Origin of the sequence: Acidiferrobacter sp. SPIII_3, from assembly GCF_003184265.1 — a bacterium.
Taxonomy (GTDB): Bacteria; Pseudomonadota; Gammaproteobacteria; order Acidiferrobacterales; family Acidiferrobacteraceae; genus Acidiferrobacter.
Genome location: NZ_CP027663.1, coordinates 1,973,379 through 1,990,513, shown reverse-complemented (window position 1 = coordinate 1,990,513; position 17,135 = coordinate 1,973,379). Strand labels below are relative to the sequence as shown.

Annotated in this window: 13 protein-coding genes and 1 tRNA gene; 9 read left to right on the top strand and 5 right to left on the bottom strand. The window is 62.3% G+C overall.

The window, feature by feature from the left end; genetic code table 11:
• Window positions 1-68: 68 nt before the first annotated feature.
• The 3 genes from C4901_RS10055 (at window position 69) to C4901_RS10045 (ending at window position 1,636) form a co-directional block, all read left to right on the top strand.
• Window positions 69-929, top strand: a complete 861-nt coding sequence (locus C4901_RS10055; protein WP_110138607.1) for a pirin family protein — start codon at window positions 69-71, stop codon at window positions 927-929.
• A gap of 248 nt (window positions 930-1,177) precedes the next feature.
• Window positions 1,178-1,253, top strand: a tRNA-Lys gene (locus tag C4901_RS10050).
• Window positions 1,254-1,342: 89 nt separating this feature from the next.
• Window positions 1,343-1,636 (top strand): hypothetical protein, encoded by a 294-nt coding sequence (locus tag C4901_RS10045; protein WP_110137216.1) that lies wholly within the window; start codon window positions 1,343-1,345, stop codon window positions 1,634-1,636.
• A 1,069-nt stretch (window positions 1,637-2,705) separates the two neighbouring features.
• On the opposite strand, the gene C4901_RS10040 is transcribed toward C4901_RS10045, so the two are convergent.
• Window positions 2,706-3,152: a hypothetical protein gene (locus C4901_RS10040; RefSeq protein ID WP_110137215.1), complete on the bottom strand. Its 447-nt coding sequence runs from the start codon at window positions 3,150-3,152 to the stop codon at window positions 2,706-2,708.
• 60 nt (window positions 3,153-3,212) lie between these two features.
• Between C4901_RS10040 and C4901_RS10035 the strand changes: the two genes are divergently transcribed.
• The 3 genes from C4901_RS10035 to C4901_RS10025 all read left to right on the top strand — a co-directional run bounded on the left by C4901_RS10035 (window position 3,213) and on the right by C4901_RS10025 (window position 6,365).
• On the top strand, window positions 3,213-4,559 hold the full coding sequence (locus C4901_RS10035; RefSeq protein WP_370445980.1) for an ISL3 family transposase: 1,347 nt from the start codon (window positions 3,213-3,215) through the stop codon (window positions 4,557-4,559).
• 450 nt (window positions 4,560-5,009) lie between these two features.
• A complete protein-coding gene (locus tag C4901_RS10030) occupies window positions 5,010-5,882 on the top strand; it encodes a DMT family transporter (protein WP_110137214.1) in 873 nt (290 codons plus the stop codon).
• Window positions 5,883-6,134: 252 nt separating this feature from the next.
• On the top strand, window positions 6,135-6,365 hold the full coding sequence (locus tag C4901_RS10025; protein WP_145960693.1) for a hypothetical protein: 231 nt from the start codon (window positions 6,135-6,137) through the stop codon (window positions 6,363-6,365).
• A 277-nt stretch (window positions 6,366-6,642) separates the two neighbouring features.
• Here the strand turns inward: C4901_RS10025 and C4901_RS10020 are convergent, their stop codons facing one another.
• The 4 genes from C4901_RS10020 to C4901_RS10005 form a co-directional block, all read right to left on the bottom strand.
• Complete coding sequence (locus C4901_RS10020) at window positions 6,643-8,292, bottom strand: GMC family oxidoreductase (RefSeq protein WP_110137212.1); 1,650 nt, start codon at window positions 8,290-8,292, stop codon at window positions 6,643-6,645.
• The gene (locus C4901_RS10015; protein ID WP_110137211.1) at window positions 8,282-8,920 is read right to left on the bottom strand and encodes a gluconate 2-dehydrogenase subunit 3 family protein; all 639 of its coding nucleotides are present in this window, start codon (window positions 8,918-8,920) and stop codon (window positions 8,282-8,284) included. The genes C4901_RS10020 and C4901_RS10015 overlap by 11 nt, the downstream gene beginning before the upstream one ends.
• A 74-nt stretch (window positions 8,921-8,994) precedes the next feature.
• Window positions 8,995-9,972: a hypothetical protein gene (locus C4901_RS10010; protein ID WP_205735932.1), complete on the bottom strand. Its 978-nt coding sequence runs from the start codon at window positions 9,970-9,972 to the stop codon at window positions 8,995-8,997.
• Window positions 9,973-10,243: 271 nt separating this feature from the next.
• Window positions 10,244-11,401, bottom strand: a complete 1,158-nt coding sequence (locus C4901_RS10005; RefSeq protein ID WP_110137210.1) for an MFS transporter — start codon at window positions 11,399-11,401, stop codon at window positions 10,244-10,246.
• A gap of 948 nt (window positions 11,402-12,349) precedes the next feature.
• Here C4901_RS10005 and C4901_RS09995 point away from each other — a divergent pair.
• Genes C4901_RS09995 through C4901_RS09985 form a run of 3 tightly spaced genes read left to right on the top strand, consistent with a single transcriptional unit; the run spans window position 12,350 to window position 17,133 of the window.
• Complete coding sequence (locus C4901_RS09995) at window positions 12,350-14,284, top strand: PrkA family serine protein kinase (RefSeq protein WP_110137208.1); 1,935 nt, start codon at window positions 12,350-12,352, stop codon at window positions 14,282-14,284.
• A gap of 52 nt (window positions 14,285-14,336) precedes the next feature.
• A complete protein-coding gene (locus C4901_RS09990; protein ID WP_110137207.1) occupies window positions 14,337-15,644 on the top strand; it encodes a YeaH/YhbH family protein in 1,308 nt (435 codons plus the stop codon).
• Entirely contained in the window at window positions 15,637-17,133 is a 1,497-nt protein-coding gene (locus C4901_RS09985; protein WP_110137206.1) for a SpoVR family protein, read from the top strand. Before C4901_RS09990 ends, C4901_RS09985 begins: the two co-directional genes overlap by 8 nt.
• Window positions 17,134-17,135 lie beyond the last annotated feature (2 nt).

Here is a 17,135-nt window from a genome sequence, read left to right as displayed (position 1 = left end):
GCTGGCGGCCGATGGGTACTCGTAGAGGCCTTGGGGGCGACGCCAAGGCACGGAGGGATGCCATGGATATGCGCAACACGACCGAGGTCAAGCGCTCACGCCGTATCGAGCGCATGTATCAGGGGGAGGCCACCCGTGACGGCGCCGGGGTACGCCTGACGCGGCTCTTGTCGCAAGGGCTTCAGGGACGTCTCGATCCGTTTTTGATGCTGGATTTTTTCGGCAGCAACGACGCCACCGATTATCTCGCCGGATTCCCGGATCACCCCCATCGCGGTTTCGAGACCATAACGTATATGCTCGAAGGTCGCATGCGTCACCGCGACAATGCCGGTCACGAGGGCTTGCTCGCAACCGGCGGCATGCAGTGGATGGTGGCCGGGAGCGGGGTCGTGCATTCGGAGATGCCTGAACAGGAGGCCGGGCGCATGGCAGGCTTTCAGTTATGGCTGAATCTCCCGGCGCGCGACAAGATGACAAGCCCCTGGTATCGCGACTTTGCGGCTGCGGACCTGCCGCGCGCCAGTGCCCCCGACGGCGCCCGTGTCATGGTGCTCGCCGGCGCAACGCAGGGTGTGGCGGGGGCCGTGCAACGTCCCGTGACCGAGCCTCTCATCCTGGATCTGCAGTTGCCGGCGGGTGCTTCCTGGGCACAACCACTCGCCTCGGACCATCACGCATTTGCGGTCCTCTACGCGGGGCGGGCCTCAATCGCGGGGGAGGCGCTGGCGATGGAGAGGCTCGCGGTATTGGGCGACGATCCGTCGGCCGACGGCGTGATCGTGAGCGCGCGGGAGGATGCGCGCGTGTTCCTGGTGGCGGGTCGCCCTTTGCGCGAACCCATCGTGCAGTATGGTCCATTCGTCATGAATACACGCGAGGAGATCGCGGCGGCCGTGCAGGACCTGCGCGAGGGGCGCTTCGTCTGAATGGGCAACTCCCCCAGGGGGAACCCCCGCGAAGCGGCTGGCGCCTGAAGTCTGGGTGTCTCACGGCCTGCCTTGGGTCGGGCGCGTCTCAAGCGCTGATCATGGCGACGGGCGGATCGGACGTCAGAACGCGGTCAGAGGGGTGGGGGAGAGCCGAGCGTGAGGCATCGCCGCCCTGGCGTCAGCGCCGGGCGTTGCAAGAGCCGTTGGCCGGCCGCCAAAAAGGTTTTACACTATGCGCTTCCCGCGGGCCGTTAGCTCAGTTGGTAGAGCAGCTGACTCTTAATCAGGTGGTCCCAGGTTCGAGCCCTGGACGGCCCACCATTAAATCAAGCACTTAGCCTATACACCTTCTCTGAAAATCCGGAATTTGGGACACTGAAGGGATACTCAGCCATAAGGGAAGGGGTCTCATGGTGACCATCACTCACCGCTCGGGTCAGGGCTGCCGCACGGGGTGGCAGGACAAGTTCGGCGCCCTGGCTGACCCGATCCAAACCGCGACCTCTGGTATCAAGGCCAAGGTCGATAGCGGGGTCGCGAAGATCGAGTCGGAAATGGACGACGGCTCGTTTATCTCGCGTACCGAGGCCAAGGCCAAGGGCCTGACTGAGTCCTGGAGTGGTGCGGGGGATGTCAGCCGCGCAAGGAAGAGTGCCGACGCAAGCGGTCCATTCGCTGCGCGCCACGGAGAAGCGACGGCGTAGTGTCTGCTGGGCCCTCCATGCGAACTGTCGATGGCAGTCATTTGGCCGGCATTGGCGTAAGGTTTGGCGGGTGGCTGGCCATCCGCAAGGACAGTTGCCGCGCCCCCACACATAAGGGGTGTCCGCGGCCGGCCATATCGACAACACATCGCATTGCGGGCCGCATGGTCCGCCCGCAGAATGGCAGCAAGCGTCTCGCAGCGGAGCGGAGAGATCATGGACCAGCGGCCCGCAATGTGAGCGGCGCCGAGATCGGATCCTAGGGCACGAGGGCGCTTATGTCCCGTCGCGCATACCGACAGCCGGCGCACGCTTGTTGAGCGCGAAGACTTATCGCCACCAACGGCACCGCCAACAAGGATGGACGTAATACGCGCCGCGCGGAACAATCACGCAACCCGAAAGCAGCGCAAATCCCATCAGGATGATCAGGGCCTTCCAGCTTTTTTTATAAAGTTGCCCAAGGTCTTGAAGCATGAGCATTCACCTCCAATGGTCCTCTTTTTCGTAACGCACCCTCTAGAGCCGAATCTGTCAGGCATGCAGGAGAATCCTTCAGCGAGCAAGAGAGCGAGCCTGGCAGGTCAGGCCGTTTTCCGCTTGCAGACCCCGGTTGCTTGGCTCCGTCAATCTGCGCGCCGAGTACGGGTCTCCTAAGCCGCCGCTGTTGCCGCCGACGGCACCGCAAAAACCATGTATAGCGAGCGGCCCTGTTACCGCAAAATTCGCGGAGTGTATGAAGAATGGCGGAATAAGCAATTGTTGGTTCATAGAAAAGACCCTGTGGGATTCTTTGATATCAGAATAGGGTTCCCTACGACACTCAGTATGTTCTCGCTGATTAATAGAGGCAATGGAAACTTTGTTACGGGATGTAACTTTAAACCACAAGGCATTGGCATCGCGAAATGGACAGGTGCAACGTGGACAAACCGCAATTTTTGCTGAGGATTGTGTAAAGGCAGTCGGGTGAAAACATCTAATTAAATGCCAGAATAAGATATTCTTAGGGATTCCCTATAGCAATGGTCCTTAGTTTTGGCTCTTCAGCGAAATTAGTGGGTGCAATTCAGGGCTCGGAGCCCGTCAGGAACCGGTAGAAGTGGGCACACACGGTATCGTAGGCCTCATGCTCGCGCACATAACGCGCATCGCGCGCATCGTTCCACAAAGGACCACCCTGCGCGTGAATGTATTTGAGAATGAGGGCGCGACCGGATAGTCGCCGGTCGCGCTCCTCGAAGTGGGTCCGATGAATAATCTCGCCGCCCAGGACCCAAAGGTAATCGGCATATTTCTTCACCGTCTTCTTCGTCCGTCGCTCACTGATCAAGGCCAGGAGAAAGGGCGTGAACTCCGCCACGATCCGCTCGCCCACCGGCACGTCCAGATCGGGGAAGCCCGCCCAACTCTGCGGCCAGCGGTCAATATCTTTACAATAGGTCTTGAGTGTCACCAGGGCCTCCGAAGACGCCCGTGGCGAACCCTGAATCGAGGAGGCTGCGCGCTTAATCATGGAACTCACGACATTATTGAATCGTTGTCATCATTTCAAGGGCTTCGTGTATGGTAAGACCTGGTTTGCCGAGACCCGCCCCAACACCATCGAGGTCGAGGTGATTCCCCGTCAGGCTTCGTGTATGGTAAGACCTGGTTTGCCGAGACCCGCCCCAACACCATCGAGGTCGAGGTGATTCCCCGTCAGGGCTCAAAGCCTTATTGCTCGGGCTGCGGGAAGCGCCGGGCGGGCTACGACCGGCTGCCCGAACGGTCCTTTGAGTTTATTCCGTTTTGGGGATTCGCGGTCTTCTTCCTTTACGCAAGACGGCGTGTGGACTGTCCCACATGCGGCGTTGTCGCCGAGATCCTTCCGTTTTGGGGATTCGCGGTCTTCTTCCTTTACGCAAGACGGCGTGTGGACTGTCCCACATGCGGCGTTGTCGCCGAGATCCTGCCCTGGGCCTGCGGTAAACACCATTTGACGACGGCCTACATGCAGTTCCTTGCGACCTGGGCCCGGAAACTCTCATGGTTGGAGGTCTCCCGGTCGTTTCATACCTCGTGGGATCAGGTGTATCGCTCGGTCGAGTGGATCGTGCGCTGGGGGCTGGAACACCGGGTCTTGGGCCCCATCAAGGCCTTCGGGGTCGACGAGATCGCCTACAGCCGGGGGCACAAATATCTCACGCTCGCCTATCAGATCGAGGCCGGCATGGTGCGTCTGCTGTGGGTGGGTAAGGAACGCACCGTGAAGACCTTCGAGGGCTTCTTCACCATGCTGGGGCCGGAGACCTGCGCCGGCATCGAGTTCGTCTGCTCGGACATGTGGCGACCCTATATCCGCGTGATTCGGGAACGCTGTTCCCAAGCCGTGCATATCCTCGACCGTTTCCATATCGTCGCCAAGATGAATGACGCCTTGGATGAGGTGCGTGCCGAGGAGGCCCGAGAGCTGGTACGCAATGGCCGGGAGCCGGTGCTGAAGAAGTCCCGCTGGTGCCTCTTGAAGCGCTCCGAGAATCTCACCACCCCCCAGAAGGGACGGCTCAAAGAACTGCTGCGCTATAACCTGAAAAGCGTCCGGGCCTACCTACTGAAGGAAGACTTCCAGCAGTTCTGGGAGTACGCCTCGCCGACCTGGGCCGGCAAGTTCCTGGATGCCTGGTGCACGACGGCGTTGCGCTCCCGCATCGAACCCATGAAGAAGATGGCCCGGATGTGCCGGCGCCACCGACCGCTGATCCTGAACTGGTTCAAGGCCAAAGGCCAGATCTCCAACGGCATCGTCGAGGGCCTGAACACCAAGGCCAAACTGACCATCAGAAAATCGTACGGTTTCCGATCCCCGGAGATCCTCGAAATGGCGCTATATCATGCGCTTGGCAAGCTTCCTGAGCCAAAGCTCACCCACGAATTTTACTGAGGAGCCTTAGTTTTTTCCGATGTAGCGGAGAGCATGAGCGAGCCGGCGCGGGTGTATTCCAGGCGCAGGTCATCGCCCCTGCCAAGCGCCCGCAAAGGATGCCCGGATGCGCCCACCGCCACTCTGGGGCGTTTATGTTGTACTCGTGGGATTCGTTTGCGCCATGGAGGCGCCCCTTGGCCGGGCGGCCGCCGCGCGGAAGGGCGGCCGTAAGAGTGCCGGAATCGGCGGATCGAAGGCCGCGCCCTGGACCTACGACCGTGTGACTTTGCCAGTCCCCTTCGCTTTCCCATCTTGCCCCAGAGTCGCTGGTTTCGTCCTGGGCGGTTGTCGTGCTCAACGACTACCGGGGCGGGGTTGTTGCGGGTGGCGTGCGCGCACGTGACCGTATGTGTCCACGAGGGTCGGTGATGTGATACAACCTCACGGAATTTCTTGTGAGAGGCGCTTATGTGCTATGCCCGTCTGCGTGCGCTGACCGCATTGGGTCTCATGACGGTCATCTGGGGCTACAACTGGGTGATCATGAAGGAGGCCCTGCGCGACTGCCCGCCGCTCTTGTTCGTGGCCTTGCGCATGCTCCTCGGCGCGGGCACGTTTGTGCCGATCCTGGTCATCTTGAAGCGCCGATTCGCGCCGCCTCCACTCCGCTATGTTCTGCCTCTGGGTCTTCTTCAGAGCGTCGCTTTCATGGGGCTTGCCATGTGGGCGCTTCAGTACGCCGGGGCGGGGCCGACCGCGGTCCTGGTGTACACCATGCCGGTCTGGCTCATGCTGCTCGCCTGGCCGCTACTGGGTGAGCCCATTAGAGGCGTTCAGTGGGTGACGCTGGCGTTGGCCGGGGGAGGCATTGTGGCTATCGTGGCACCCTGGAGTGGCCATGTCCCGCTTCGGGGGACGGTGCTCGCGCTCCTTTCGGCATTCTTCTGGGCGACCTCGACCATCTGGCAGAGGCGCATGTCTCCGCGCGGCCTGGATTTGCTCAACGTAACCTTTTGGCAGATGCTTCTGGGGGGCGTGGCGCTGGCCCTTTTTGCGGCGGTCGTGGAGCCTTGGCGTATCCATTGGACGGCGGCGTTGGTGGGGGCGCTCCTCTATAACGCGATTCCCGGGACGACGCTGGCACTCTTTCTGTGGGCTTATGCCGTCGATAACCTGCCGTCGGCGGTGGTGGGGATGGGCACTTTGCTCGCCCCGTTACTTGGTGTCCTGAGCGCGTGGTGGCGGCTCGGCGAGCGTCCGTCGCCCACCGATGGCATAGGCATGGCGGCCATTCTGAGCGGGCTTGCCGTGCTGGCCTGGGGACAGGCGCGCACGGCGTAGGGCGCATTCATGGCAAGGCCTGGGCCATGCCAGGGGTGGCCATGTCCGGGTATTACTGCGCGACTGAAGTCGATCTAGAGTGTCCGCACCTACGGCGCATCGTTTTGCAATGAGCGGCGCCGGGATCATGGCGTCGGCGGAGGCCATTACGCCGCTCATGGGGGCATGGGAGACGGGTCGGTCGATCTCCGGGCCGGGGTCGTTCGGGTCGTCATCCAGGGAGAGCCTCTGGCATCCGGCGCAACGATAGTGATGGTCGCCGCGGACGACATGACGGGTGAGCGCGAAGCGTTCGACGATAAGGGCGCGGATGGCGGTCGGGATGCAGCGGTCGACGTACAGTATGTGCGTATTTCGGGATGGGTCAAAGACGATTCGACCGCGCGGATAGAAATCATAGGCATGGGACTTGAAGAGGCTCTCGGCCGTTCGTTTCCGTATACACTGTTCCCAAAATGCGTAGTGCTCGCCGTGCTGGCGTAGCGCGCCGAATGATGGCCCTTCGCTATCCGCCACGGCATCCAGAAGAATCTCGTTTTCGACCACGAGGAATATGCCGATCATAGCGCTACGGCGGCCCCCTTACCTAAAGTCGTGATAGCGTGCGCCCACCGGGCGCATTTCGGCAACGAGGATTCGGGATCTCTGGTTCGTGGGCACCCTTGCCTGGTACGGGTCCGGCATCCGTAGCCAGGAAGGGCCCTGGTCAAGCGCGCCTTGGTGGGCGGGCCCATGGCGGCAATGTCGCGGATTATTTGGCTCAGAGCTCGCAGCGCGATGCCAAAGTCTTGATGCGATCGGCGGTACGCAGGGCGATGGCCTGGATTGTCAGGGCCGGATTCACGCCGCCCGTGGTCGGGAACACCGAGCCGTCGCAGATCCAGAGATTGGGAATATCCCAGCTGCGACAGTCGGCATCGACGACGCTGGTCTCGGGCGCAAAGCCCATGCGCGCGGTGCCGGCCAGATGGTTGGTATCGTCCTCCTGGCGAAAGAGCCTGGTGGCACCGATCGCATCGAGGCTCATCATCATCTGGTCGAGCGCGTGTTTGATGAGGCGCCGGTCGTTGTCGCCCCAGCGGTAGGTGATGCGGGGTATGGGCAGGCCGTACTGGTCGGTTTCGCAGTCGAGCGTGACGCGGTTGTCTTCGTTGGGGAGCATCTCGCCGACCATCTTCACCCCTATCTGATGGTTGTAATCCATCATTTCGCGGCGCAGACGGTCGCCCCAAAGACCCCGTGAGCCGGTCTGGACCGAGACCCATTCTATGGGCAGGGGGCCCTGACCCATCCAGCAATAACCACCGAAGAAATCCTTGCCGCGGTCTTCGTAGTTCCAGTGTTCGGTGAGGGCCAGAGATGGGGGGCCTTTATACCAGCGGATCTCGTCGTCCATACGCCCCCAGGCGGCCTGGTTGCATTGCGTCATAAGGTTGCGGCCGACGAGCCCAGAAGAATTGGCGAGACCTTCCGGGAAGCGGCCGCTCGCGGAGTTGAGCAAAAGCCGCGGCGTCTCGATGGCATAGCCCGAGACGATGACGTGGCGGGCCCGTTGAAAGCGCCACTGTCCTTGGCGGATGTAATGGACCCCCTGGGCGAGACCGAGGTCATCAACCTCGATCCGCCCGACCATGGCCAGATCGCGGATCTCGGCGCCGGCCTTCAGGGCGCGGGGTATCCATACCGTGAGTGCGCTCTGCTTGGCGTTGGTCGAGCAGCCGAAGCGGCAGAATCCCCGATAGACGCAGGGCGGGGACTTTCCGTGTGGCGCCGAGACCGTGGCGAGCGGTGTCTCGGCCCAACGGTAGCCAAGGGCCTCGCAGCCTCGCGCGAGCAACCAGGCCGCGGCATTCATCTCGTGCGCGCGATAGGGGTAGCGGGGGCGCTTCGGGCCCCAGGGGTAGCGCATAGGGCCGGCGATTGCCAGGGCCCTTTCGGCCTCGCCGTAGTAGTGCCACATCTCCCGCCAATCCAGGGGCCAGTCGGCACCGTAGCCGAGCACGCTGCGGCTCTTGAACCATTCCGGGCGAAAGCGTAGCGACACCATTGCGTAATGCACGGTGCTGCCGCCCACCGCTTTGCCGCTATTGTTGCCACCCATCTTGATCGGGTTGTCGCCATCGCAGATGCGTTTGTCGGTCCAATAGAGGGAGTTCTGGGCGGTCTCGTCGGAGGCAAAGTCCTGAAGGGGCCGAAAGAAGCGTCCGGCGTCGAACGCCACTACGGAAAAGCCGTGCTCGGCAAGCCGCGCCGCCAGTGTCCCGCCACCGGCGCCGGTGCCCACGATCACGAAATCCACGACCTCATCGTCGCCATGGCAGCGCATAGGGACGTAGCCACCCTTGGCGTCGAAGACATCCGGGGCGCGTCCGGCCATGGCGCGCGGGCACGACCCGTGGTCAGCGGACATGGCGTGTTCCGGGGTTGCGCGATACGAATGCCTCGGCCTCCCATGGGTCGCGACGGTTGAGCTCCATGCGCACATAGCCGCGCGGGCCTGCCGGCCCGCCGAAACCGATCTCGCTCCATGAGGCCGGATGAGAGTAGTACATGGCCGGGATATCCACGAGGATGCGTTTTTCGAAGAACAAGGAGGCAGTCATGGGGCGCCAAGCGGGGTTGTGCAGATCCCCCGTCTGGGCCCGTTTCAGGAGTTCATCTTGCGTGGCCGGCAACAGCACCTGAAAGGGCGCGCCGTAGATCGTCTGGGCCTCGCTGTCGAGGGCCTTGAGGCCGTGTCTCCAGGCGTCCTGATCATAGGGAAGGGGGTCGACCCGAAAACCTTGGGTGTCGCCTGTGAGCAGGGTGGTGTCCAGGAGTGCGGCAATCGGCACCTGCGGGCGATCAGCGGCCTGCGGCAGGATGCGGTCGCACAGCGCGTCGAGCACACGCCATTCCTCCGGTGTAAAGAATCGCGGGACCCGTGGAACCGCCAGGCGCTTGGCGATCACGTCCCGGGTCGTGTCATTCCACGACAGGCTGTCGCGCTTTGCGAGGACATCGTAGTTTGGGTAGGGGCTCATCCCCGCATGATTCATGGAAGTCCTCCTCGGGGGTAAAGGGGGGGTCGCACCGACGCATGGAACCAATGGGCGCTCATCGGAGGGCGGCCTTAGGTAGACGGGGCCGGTTGCGCCAGAGACATCGATGCCGGCGCCATCGGGGGTTCGCCTGATGCGGGGCGAGCGAGGATGCGCAGGGCGGCGAGGCCTGCGAAGGCAAGCGCGGTGTAGCTTGGGGGCGCCGGGATGGGTGGTCCATCCACCATGTTCTGCCGCCAATTGCGCCATCCGCCCATCGCCCGCGAGACCCCATATATATGAAAGCCGGCCCCGGCCAGGCCCATGACGGCGGTGGCCGTCAACCAACCGCGGGTGACGGGGTAAGCCGTCTTAGGCGGTGCCAGGCCATCGCGCGCGAGCAGGGCGGCGGCCACCGGCGGCAAGGTGACCGGGAAGAACATGAATGGGTTCTGAAAGGCCCCGCGAAAGTGCAGGAGCGCGGCCTCGGCGGTGGTGCCGACGATGGCGATCGCGCTTGTGAGTGCTGTAATCCGCGCGAGGCCGTGACCAAAAAGGCGTGGCTCGTCGCCGTCATGGGCGCAATGCATGCGCTCCGCGAAAATACCCGCGAGGCCGGACACAGTCAGGGCCGATGGGGCACCGAGGGGCGCGGCGTAGAAAAGATTCTGCCAGGAGAACCCGCCGGGGTGCTTGGTGATGTTGTAGACATGAAACAGGGTGCCGGCGGCGCCGGTGGCGAGTGCCAGCGCGAACACGCCCTGGCGGATCTTATGGGGACTCCCGCAGGCTACGCCGTGGGCGCTGGCGGCGAGCGACAGGGTGGATGTGATGAGCGGCGCGAGCATCGCCTTGTTGTGATAGTTGCCGCGGTAATGTTCCACGGCGCTATCGAGAAGCACGGATAGGGCAAGCAGGCCCGAGCAACGGTTCAGGTCGCGGGCCGCGCCCCGCCCGATGTCGTCATGGCCCCCGGGGATGGGCAGGCTGTCACCGGCGGCGCGCATTCCGTGTCCCCTCTCACGATGCGAGATGGCGATGATCCCATCCTGATGTGGCCCTTCGTTCATAGCGCGAGACCTCCAGAGGCGTGGGTGGTCGGGAAGGTGCCTGTGGCTCCTGTGTGCCGACGGGTGACGAAAAGCGGCCAAATCCTGTCAGTGTGGCCCGCCCGCCATGCGCTTACACATGGTCATATCCGCGCCAGCGCTCGACATCAAAACGAAGCGCCACGCTAACAGAGGCATGGGGTCTGCGCTATACAAACTTCGTCCGACGGGCGCGAGGACGAGGGGTTGGCGGGGCATCGTGGCGGCGGCGCGCGCGTCGCACGCGTGAGGTTTAGAGGCGGGCGGCCAGAAGGGCGCACATGAGCGCCACGGGCGGCAGTATCCAGAGGGCCGTGGGGACGCCGAACGCCGATGTGGCGACACCAAAGCCAAGCAGAAGGAGCGCACCCAGACTGTTTCCGAGACCGAGCGCGATCCCCGAGCCCAGACTGCGATTTTCAGGGAAGATGTCCTGGCCGACGAGGACCGAGACCGGGAGCGCGCTAAATACGGCGATCCCCAAGAGGCCCAGTATCAGCCATACGATCCATCCGGAGCTCATGAGATAGATCGCAACGAGCGCGGCGGTTAACAGGCTCGACCCGACGAGCACGATGCGGCGCCCCAAACGGTCGGCGATCAGCCCGCCGCTCACGTTGCCGATGACCCCCACGACCAGCAAAACGGTGATCAGCGAGGCGCCGCCGACGAGTGAACCGCCGTCATGTTGCCAGGCGATGGGCAGGAAGGTGACCAGGGCATAGAGGCCGAAGGAGCGCAACGCGGCATAGGCGATCAGGGTCGCGGCCGGCCGGGCGTGACGGCGCCAGTGCACCGGCGCCGCATTCGCGGCGCGGGGCACGAGCGGTGGGAGCAGGGGTGCTATGAGCGGTATGCTCATGATCGCCGGCAGTGCCACGATCCACAGACCGGAGGTGGTGAAGTGCGCGACCACGAGGCTTGCGATCAGCGGGTAAAGCCCACGGCCGAGCTCGCCGCCCACGAGAAACACGGACATGATGGCGCCATGGCGCTTCTTTGCGAGACTGCGTGCCAGGGCGAGCGACTGTGGATGAAACAGGGCGTTGGATACCCCGATCAAGGCAAGTGCCGCAAGCAGGGTCGGCAGGCCGCGGCTCTGGCCGACGAGGATGAGGCCGAGGGTCGTGCCGCTCACACCGAGAATGGCGAGGGCCTTGCCGCCGAGGCGGTCCGAAAGCCAGCCGGCGAACGGTTGGAACCCCTGGCCGATCAAGAGCGCGGCCATAATACCGGAGGCCGATGCCGCTCCGGCATGCAGGCCCACAAGGATGGCCGGAAGGATGCCGGGCAGGAAATTCGCGGCGCCGTCGTTCAGGAAGTGCAGCCAGGCAAGCCCGAGCAGGGGCGCGACTGGTGATCGTCCGGCGCGGGTGTCGGCCGACGAGGGGCGAGCAGGCACGATCGACATGTACGGACCTCTGTGAAGACGGGCAGAACGATGAAAGACAGGCCCTTGCACCAGCTATTGGCGGTGACGCCCCAAGCGTTGGCCAGTGCCCGCCGGTTTGCGCGGTGTCCCTTCCGTGCGCCCGAACGCCTGGGACCGCCCCTCCAGGGGGGCGCCATGATGACATAGCATCGGCGAAATCCCAAGAAGAAGAGGGTCGGGCGATTGTGTCTTCAGTCACGCCAGCCGCCCCGCAATGCGCCGCCTTGGGCTTTCTCCCGCCCGGGTACGACTTTAGCTGCCCCTTATCCCGGTCGGGGCGTGGTTCGTGAGCCGGTTGCTCGTTGAGGGTCCGCGATCTCCCGGGCCTTCGAAGAGACCGCGGGCGCTCGCCGGGCGCGGGTTGCGACGGATAGTGATGCGGCCGCGGTCGCTGTAGAGTATGTCGATGAGATCCGCGAGCGACGGCGTCGCATGGGACCATACAGTGCGAAACGGCATGAACTTTGCTGCTATTAGGATCAGGCCGAGGCGCTGGCGCGCCGAGCGCAGGGCGATTTTCGGAGCGTTCGGGGCGCGGAACAAATCACGCCCCTGTCGCATCCAACCGGCAGGCAAGACCGTGGCGCAGGCGCATGGGACTGATAGATGGGTGGTACGGGTCTGACCGCTTATCGAAAACCGCGCGTAGAAGGCGTTACTTCGCGCAATCCGCGTCTAAGCTTGTAGGGCGCGCCGGCGCGATATACTGCCGGCGCGATATACAAGGGAGAGAAGCACGGTGTCCGTGGGCGCGGCGCATGGTTATCGAACATGAGTCGGGCGTATTGAGGATGAGGCGGGGAGGCATAGGCCCTAAAGTGAACGGGCGAAGGGGTCGCGGTGGCGGGACGCGCCGCGCAGGGGCAGACGGCGCGCAGCCGTGGTGCAGGATGCGAGATTCGTACGAGAGACGGCGAGGGGTGGATCATGGCGCTATTTGACCGGTATCAAGAACGATTCAGGCAACAGCGGGAAGTGACGATGACGCTTGATGAGTATCTCAAGCTGTGCGCCAAGGACCCGCTAGCCTACGCCCCCGCCGCTGAACGGATGCTGGCGGCGATCGGCGAACCGCGGGTCGTCGACACCCAGTCCGACCTGCGCCTGGCGCGCATCTTCATGAATCGGAAGATTCTGACTTATCCAGCATTCGAAGATTTTTATGGAATCGAGGATGTCGTGGAGAACCTCGTGGCGTATTTTCGTCACGCCGCTCAGGGCCTCGAGGAGCGCAAACAGATCCTCTATCTCCTGGGTCCGGTGGGTGCCGCGAAATCATCGCTTGCCGAGCGTCTGAAGGCGCTGATGGAGCAATACCCCATCTATTGCCTGGCATCCAACGGTCGCGTGTCGCCTCTCTACGAATCACCGCTCGGGCTATTCGACCCCGAGGAGGATGGTGCGATTCTTGAAGAGCGCTACGGTATTCCGCGTCGCGCCATTCAGGGCGTCATGTCTCCATGGGCGGCGAAGCGCCTGCGTGAGTTCGACGGCGACATCCGGCGGTTTTCGGTCGTGCGTCTCATGCCCTCACAGCTGCATCAGATCGGGATCACCAAGGTCGAGCCTGGCGATGAAAACAATCAGGATATCGCAAGCCTTGTAGGCAAGGTGGATATCCGCAAGCTCGAGGACTTCTCCCAGGATGATCCCGACGCGTACTCGTACGCCGGCGGCCTGAACGTCACCACGCAGGGCGTGCTCGAGTTCGTCGAGATGTTCAAGGCCCCCATCAAGATGCTCCATCCGCTTTTGACCGCGACCCAGGAGGGCACGTACAACGGGACCGAGGGCTTCGGCGCCATGCCCTACCAGGGGATCATCCTCGCTCACAGCAACGAGTCGGAGTGGGCGGCGTTTCGCAACAACAAGCGTAACGAGGCCTTTCTCGACCGGGTGTTCATCGTCAAGGTCCCCTATTGCCTGCGCGTGACCGAGGAGACGCGCATATATCGCAAGCTTCTCGAAAACAGCGCCCTGAGCCAAGCCCCGTGTGCCACCGACACGCTCGAGATGCTGGCGCGGTTTTCGGTGTTGAGTCGCCTGAAGGACCCGGGCAACAGCAGCCTGTGGTCGAAGATGGAGATTTATGACGGCAAGACCTTGAAGGATCGCGACCAGCAGGCCAAAAGTCTCCAGGAGTATCGCGACGTGGCGGGGGTGGACGAGGGCATGGACGGCATCTCCACGCGCTTTGCCTACAAGATCCTGTCGCGCACCTTCAATTATGATAGCGAGGAGGTGGCGGCGAATCCCGTGCATCTCCTGCATGTCCTGGAGACGCAGATCCGCGCCGAACAGTTTCCCCCGGACATCGAGGCCCGGTATCTCGGGTTCTTGAAAGACGAACTCGCCTCGCGCTACGCCGAGTTCCTGGGGCTTGAGATCCAGAAGGCCTATCTCGAGAGCTATGGTGACTACGGGCAGAATCTGTTCGATCGCTACATCCAATATGCCGATTTCTGGCTGCAGGATACCGAATTCCGGGATCCCGACACCGGCCAGATCATGAACCGGACATTGCTGAACGAGGATCTGGAGAAGATCGAGAAGCCCGCGGGGATTGCCAATCCCAAGGATTTCCGCAATGAGGTGGTGAATTTCGTGCTGCGCGCCAAGGCCAACAACGGCGGCAAGAGCCCGGCGTGGACCAGTTATGAGAAGCTTAGGGTCGTGATCGAGAAGAAGATGTTCGCGAATACCGAGGATCTGCTGCCGGTGATCTCGTTTGGCAAGAAGCGGACCTCGGAAGACGAGCGCAAGCATTATGACTTCGTCGTGCGCATGCAGGAAAAGGGCTATACCGAAAAGCAGGTGCGCTTGCTCGTCGATTGGTATATGCGCTATCGGAAGCATCATTGATGGCAAACGGCGGGCCGGTGCACAGGCGCGTCGTTTTATGGGAGGGGTTTCCATGAGCGTGATCATAGATCGGCGCAATTTGGGGACGCGCTCCAGCGCCAATCAGGACCGCTTGCAGCGACGCGTGCGCGGGCGCGTGAAGGCGGCGGTGGAGAAGCTCGCGCGCCGCCGGTCGCTTGGCGACATGCTCGACACGGAACAGCCGATCGCCATTCCGACGAAGGATCTGCACGAGCCGAGCTTTCGGCGGGACATGCGGGATGCCGCCTGGGAGCAGGTGTTGCCCGGCAATAAGCAGTTCAGGCGGGGCGATCTGATACCAAAGCCGCGCGGCGGTGATAGCGGGGACGATGGCGGCCCGGGCGCATCCGAGGGTCTCGGCGACGATGAGATCGCCATTGTGTTGTCGGCCGATGAGTTCCTGTCGGTTCTGTTCGATGGTCTCGAACTCCCCAACCTGCGGCAGACGCGCACCGAGGACATTCAAGTCGAGCAATGGCGGCGGGCTGGCTTCGTAAAGGAAGGCAGCCCGTCGCGCATGCACATCGGGCGCACGATGCGTACCGCCCGGGCCCGGCGGATGGCGCTACGCGCGCGCAAGAAGCAGGAGCTCGAGGCGCTCTCAAGACAAGCCGAGACGCTCGAGGAGGAGATCCGTGTCCGCCAGGGTTGTGGCGAGGACACGAGCATAGAGCGTTTCCGGTTGACCGAGATCCATGACGAGATGAAGGTCCTGGAACGCAAGATCAAGGCGATACCGTTCATCGACGAGTCGGATCTGCGTTTTGCGCACATCGACCAGCAGCCGCGGCCGATCACGAGCGCCGTGATCTTTTGCGTCATGGATGTGTCAGGCAGTATGGGCGACATCGAAAAGGATCTTGCCAAGCGCTTTTTTCTGCTCCTGTATCTTTTCATCCATCGCCAGTATCGTGCCGTCGAGATCGTCTTCATAAAGCATCACGGCGAAGCGAGCGAGTGCACCGAGCAGGAGTTTTTCGGTGCCAAGGAAGGGGGAGGCACGCTGGTATCGCCGGCTCTGGCGTTAGTCGAGGACATCATGGTCCAGAGGTTCCCTCCGGAACACTGGAATGTCTATCTGGCGCAGGCCTCGGATGGCGACAACGCCCAGGATGACAACCGCCTCGTGCAGGAGCGCGCTTTCGGACTCCTGCCGCAGCTGCGCAACATGTTCTATCTGGAGGTCAACCAGGATCAGGAGAGCGCGCTCCTTAGGCTCTATAAGGGCATGTCTCAGGAGTTTCCCGAACTCATGACCGCGCGCGCACGTCATACCGAGGACATCTACCCGTTGTTCCGTTCGCTCTTTTCACCAAGACAGGGGACCGTGCATGGCTGACCGGGAGGCGGTGTTATTCACGGACAACGAGTGGACGTTCGAACGCATAGCCACGGTCACGGAACGGATAGCGGAGATCGCGGAGCGGGAACTGGCCCTCGATACCTACCCAAACCAGCTCGAGGTCATTACCGCCGAGCAGATGCTCGATGCCTACGCCTCCACCGGCCTGCCCATGTATTACCCGCACTGGTCATTCGGTAAACAGCGGGCAATCGAGACTGGACAGTATCGGCGCGGCGAGATGGGACTTGCTTATGAACTTGTCATCAACAGCAATCCCTGCATCAGCTACCTCATGGAAGAGAACACCATGGTGATGCAGACCCTGGTCATTGCCCATGCGGCCTTCGGCCACAACGCATTTTTCAAGAACAACACATTCTTTCAGCAATGGACGGACGCGGAAGGCATTCTGGATTACCTGGAGTTTGGCAAGACCTATATCGCCCACTGCGAGGAACAGTACGGAATCGACGCGGTGTCGGAGGTGATAGACGCAGCCCATGCGTTGAACCGCAACGCTGTCGACAGGGCGCGCCGTCCGCAAAAGCTCTCGACACGTGATGAACTGCGGCGCCGGCGTGAGCGCGCGGCATTCATAGAGCAGCACCTCTCGGAGATCTGGCGCACGGTCCCCGGGGCGGCGGAGGCGGCGGCGGCCATGCCCGAGGAACGCTTCCCCAAAGACCCGCAGGAGAATCTCATCTATTTTATCGAGAAGAACGCGCCCAACCTCGAGACCTGGAAGCGCGAGATCCTGCGCATCGTGCGCAAGATCGCCCAGTACCTTTATCCGCAGGGTCAGACGAAGATCATGAACGAAGGCTTCGCATGCTTCGTCCATTATCACATCATGCACAGCATGCATGCCATGGGACTCATCGGGGACGGCGCGCTGCTGGAGTTCTATGCAAGCCACACGGCGGTGATCTTTCAGCCGGACTTCGACAGCCGCCACTATAGTGGCATAAACCCATATGCTTTGGGATTTGCGATATTTCAGGACATAAAGCGCATATGCGTGAACCCCACGGATGAGGATCGCGAGTGGTTCGCGTTCGCGGGAGATCCCGATTGGCGCAAGCACATCCACTTCGCGATGCGTGAATTTCGTGATGAAAGCTTCGTCTTGCAATATCTGTCACCCAAGGTGATGCGCGACCTGCACCTCTTTGCCCTGGAGAACGATCCGCAGGCCGAGGCCTACCGGGTGACGGCCGTGCACGACGATCAGGGTTATCAGTATCTGCGCAGCGCGCTCGCGCGCCAGATTGCCGAGGCCGCGCGTTCGGCCGATATCGAGGTCGTGGCGGTCAATCGCTGGGGCGACCGCCACCTGCATTTAAAAAAGATGGACGAATACCCCCTGGATCAGGCCGAGGCCAAGAAAACACTCGATCATGTGGCCCGCTTATGGGGTTACGATGTGCATCTGGACGCGGGCGATGTGGTCATGATAGCGCGGGCCAAGGCCGCGGGCGCTTGAGC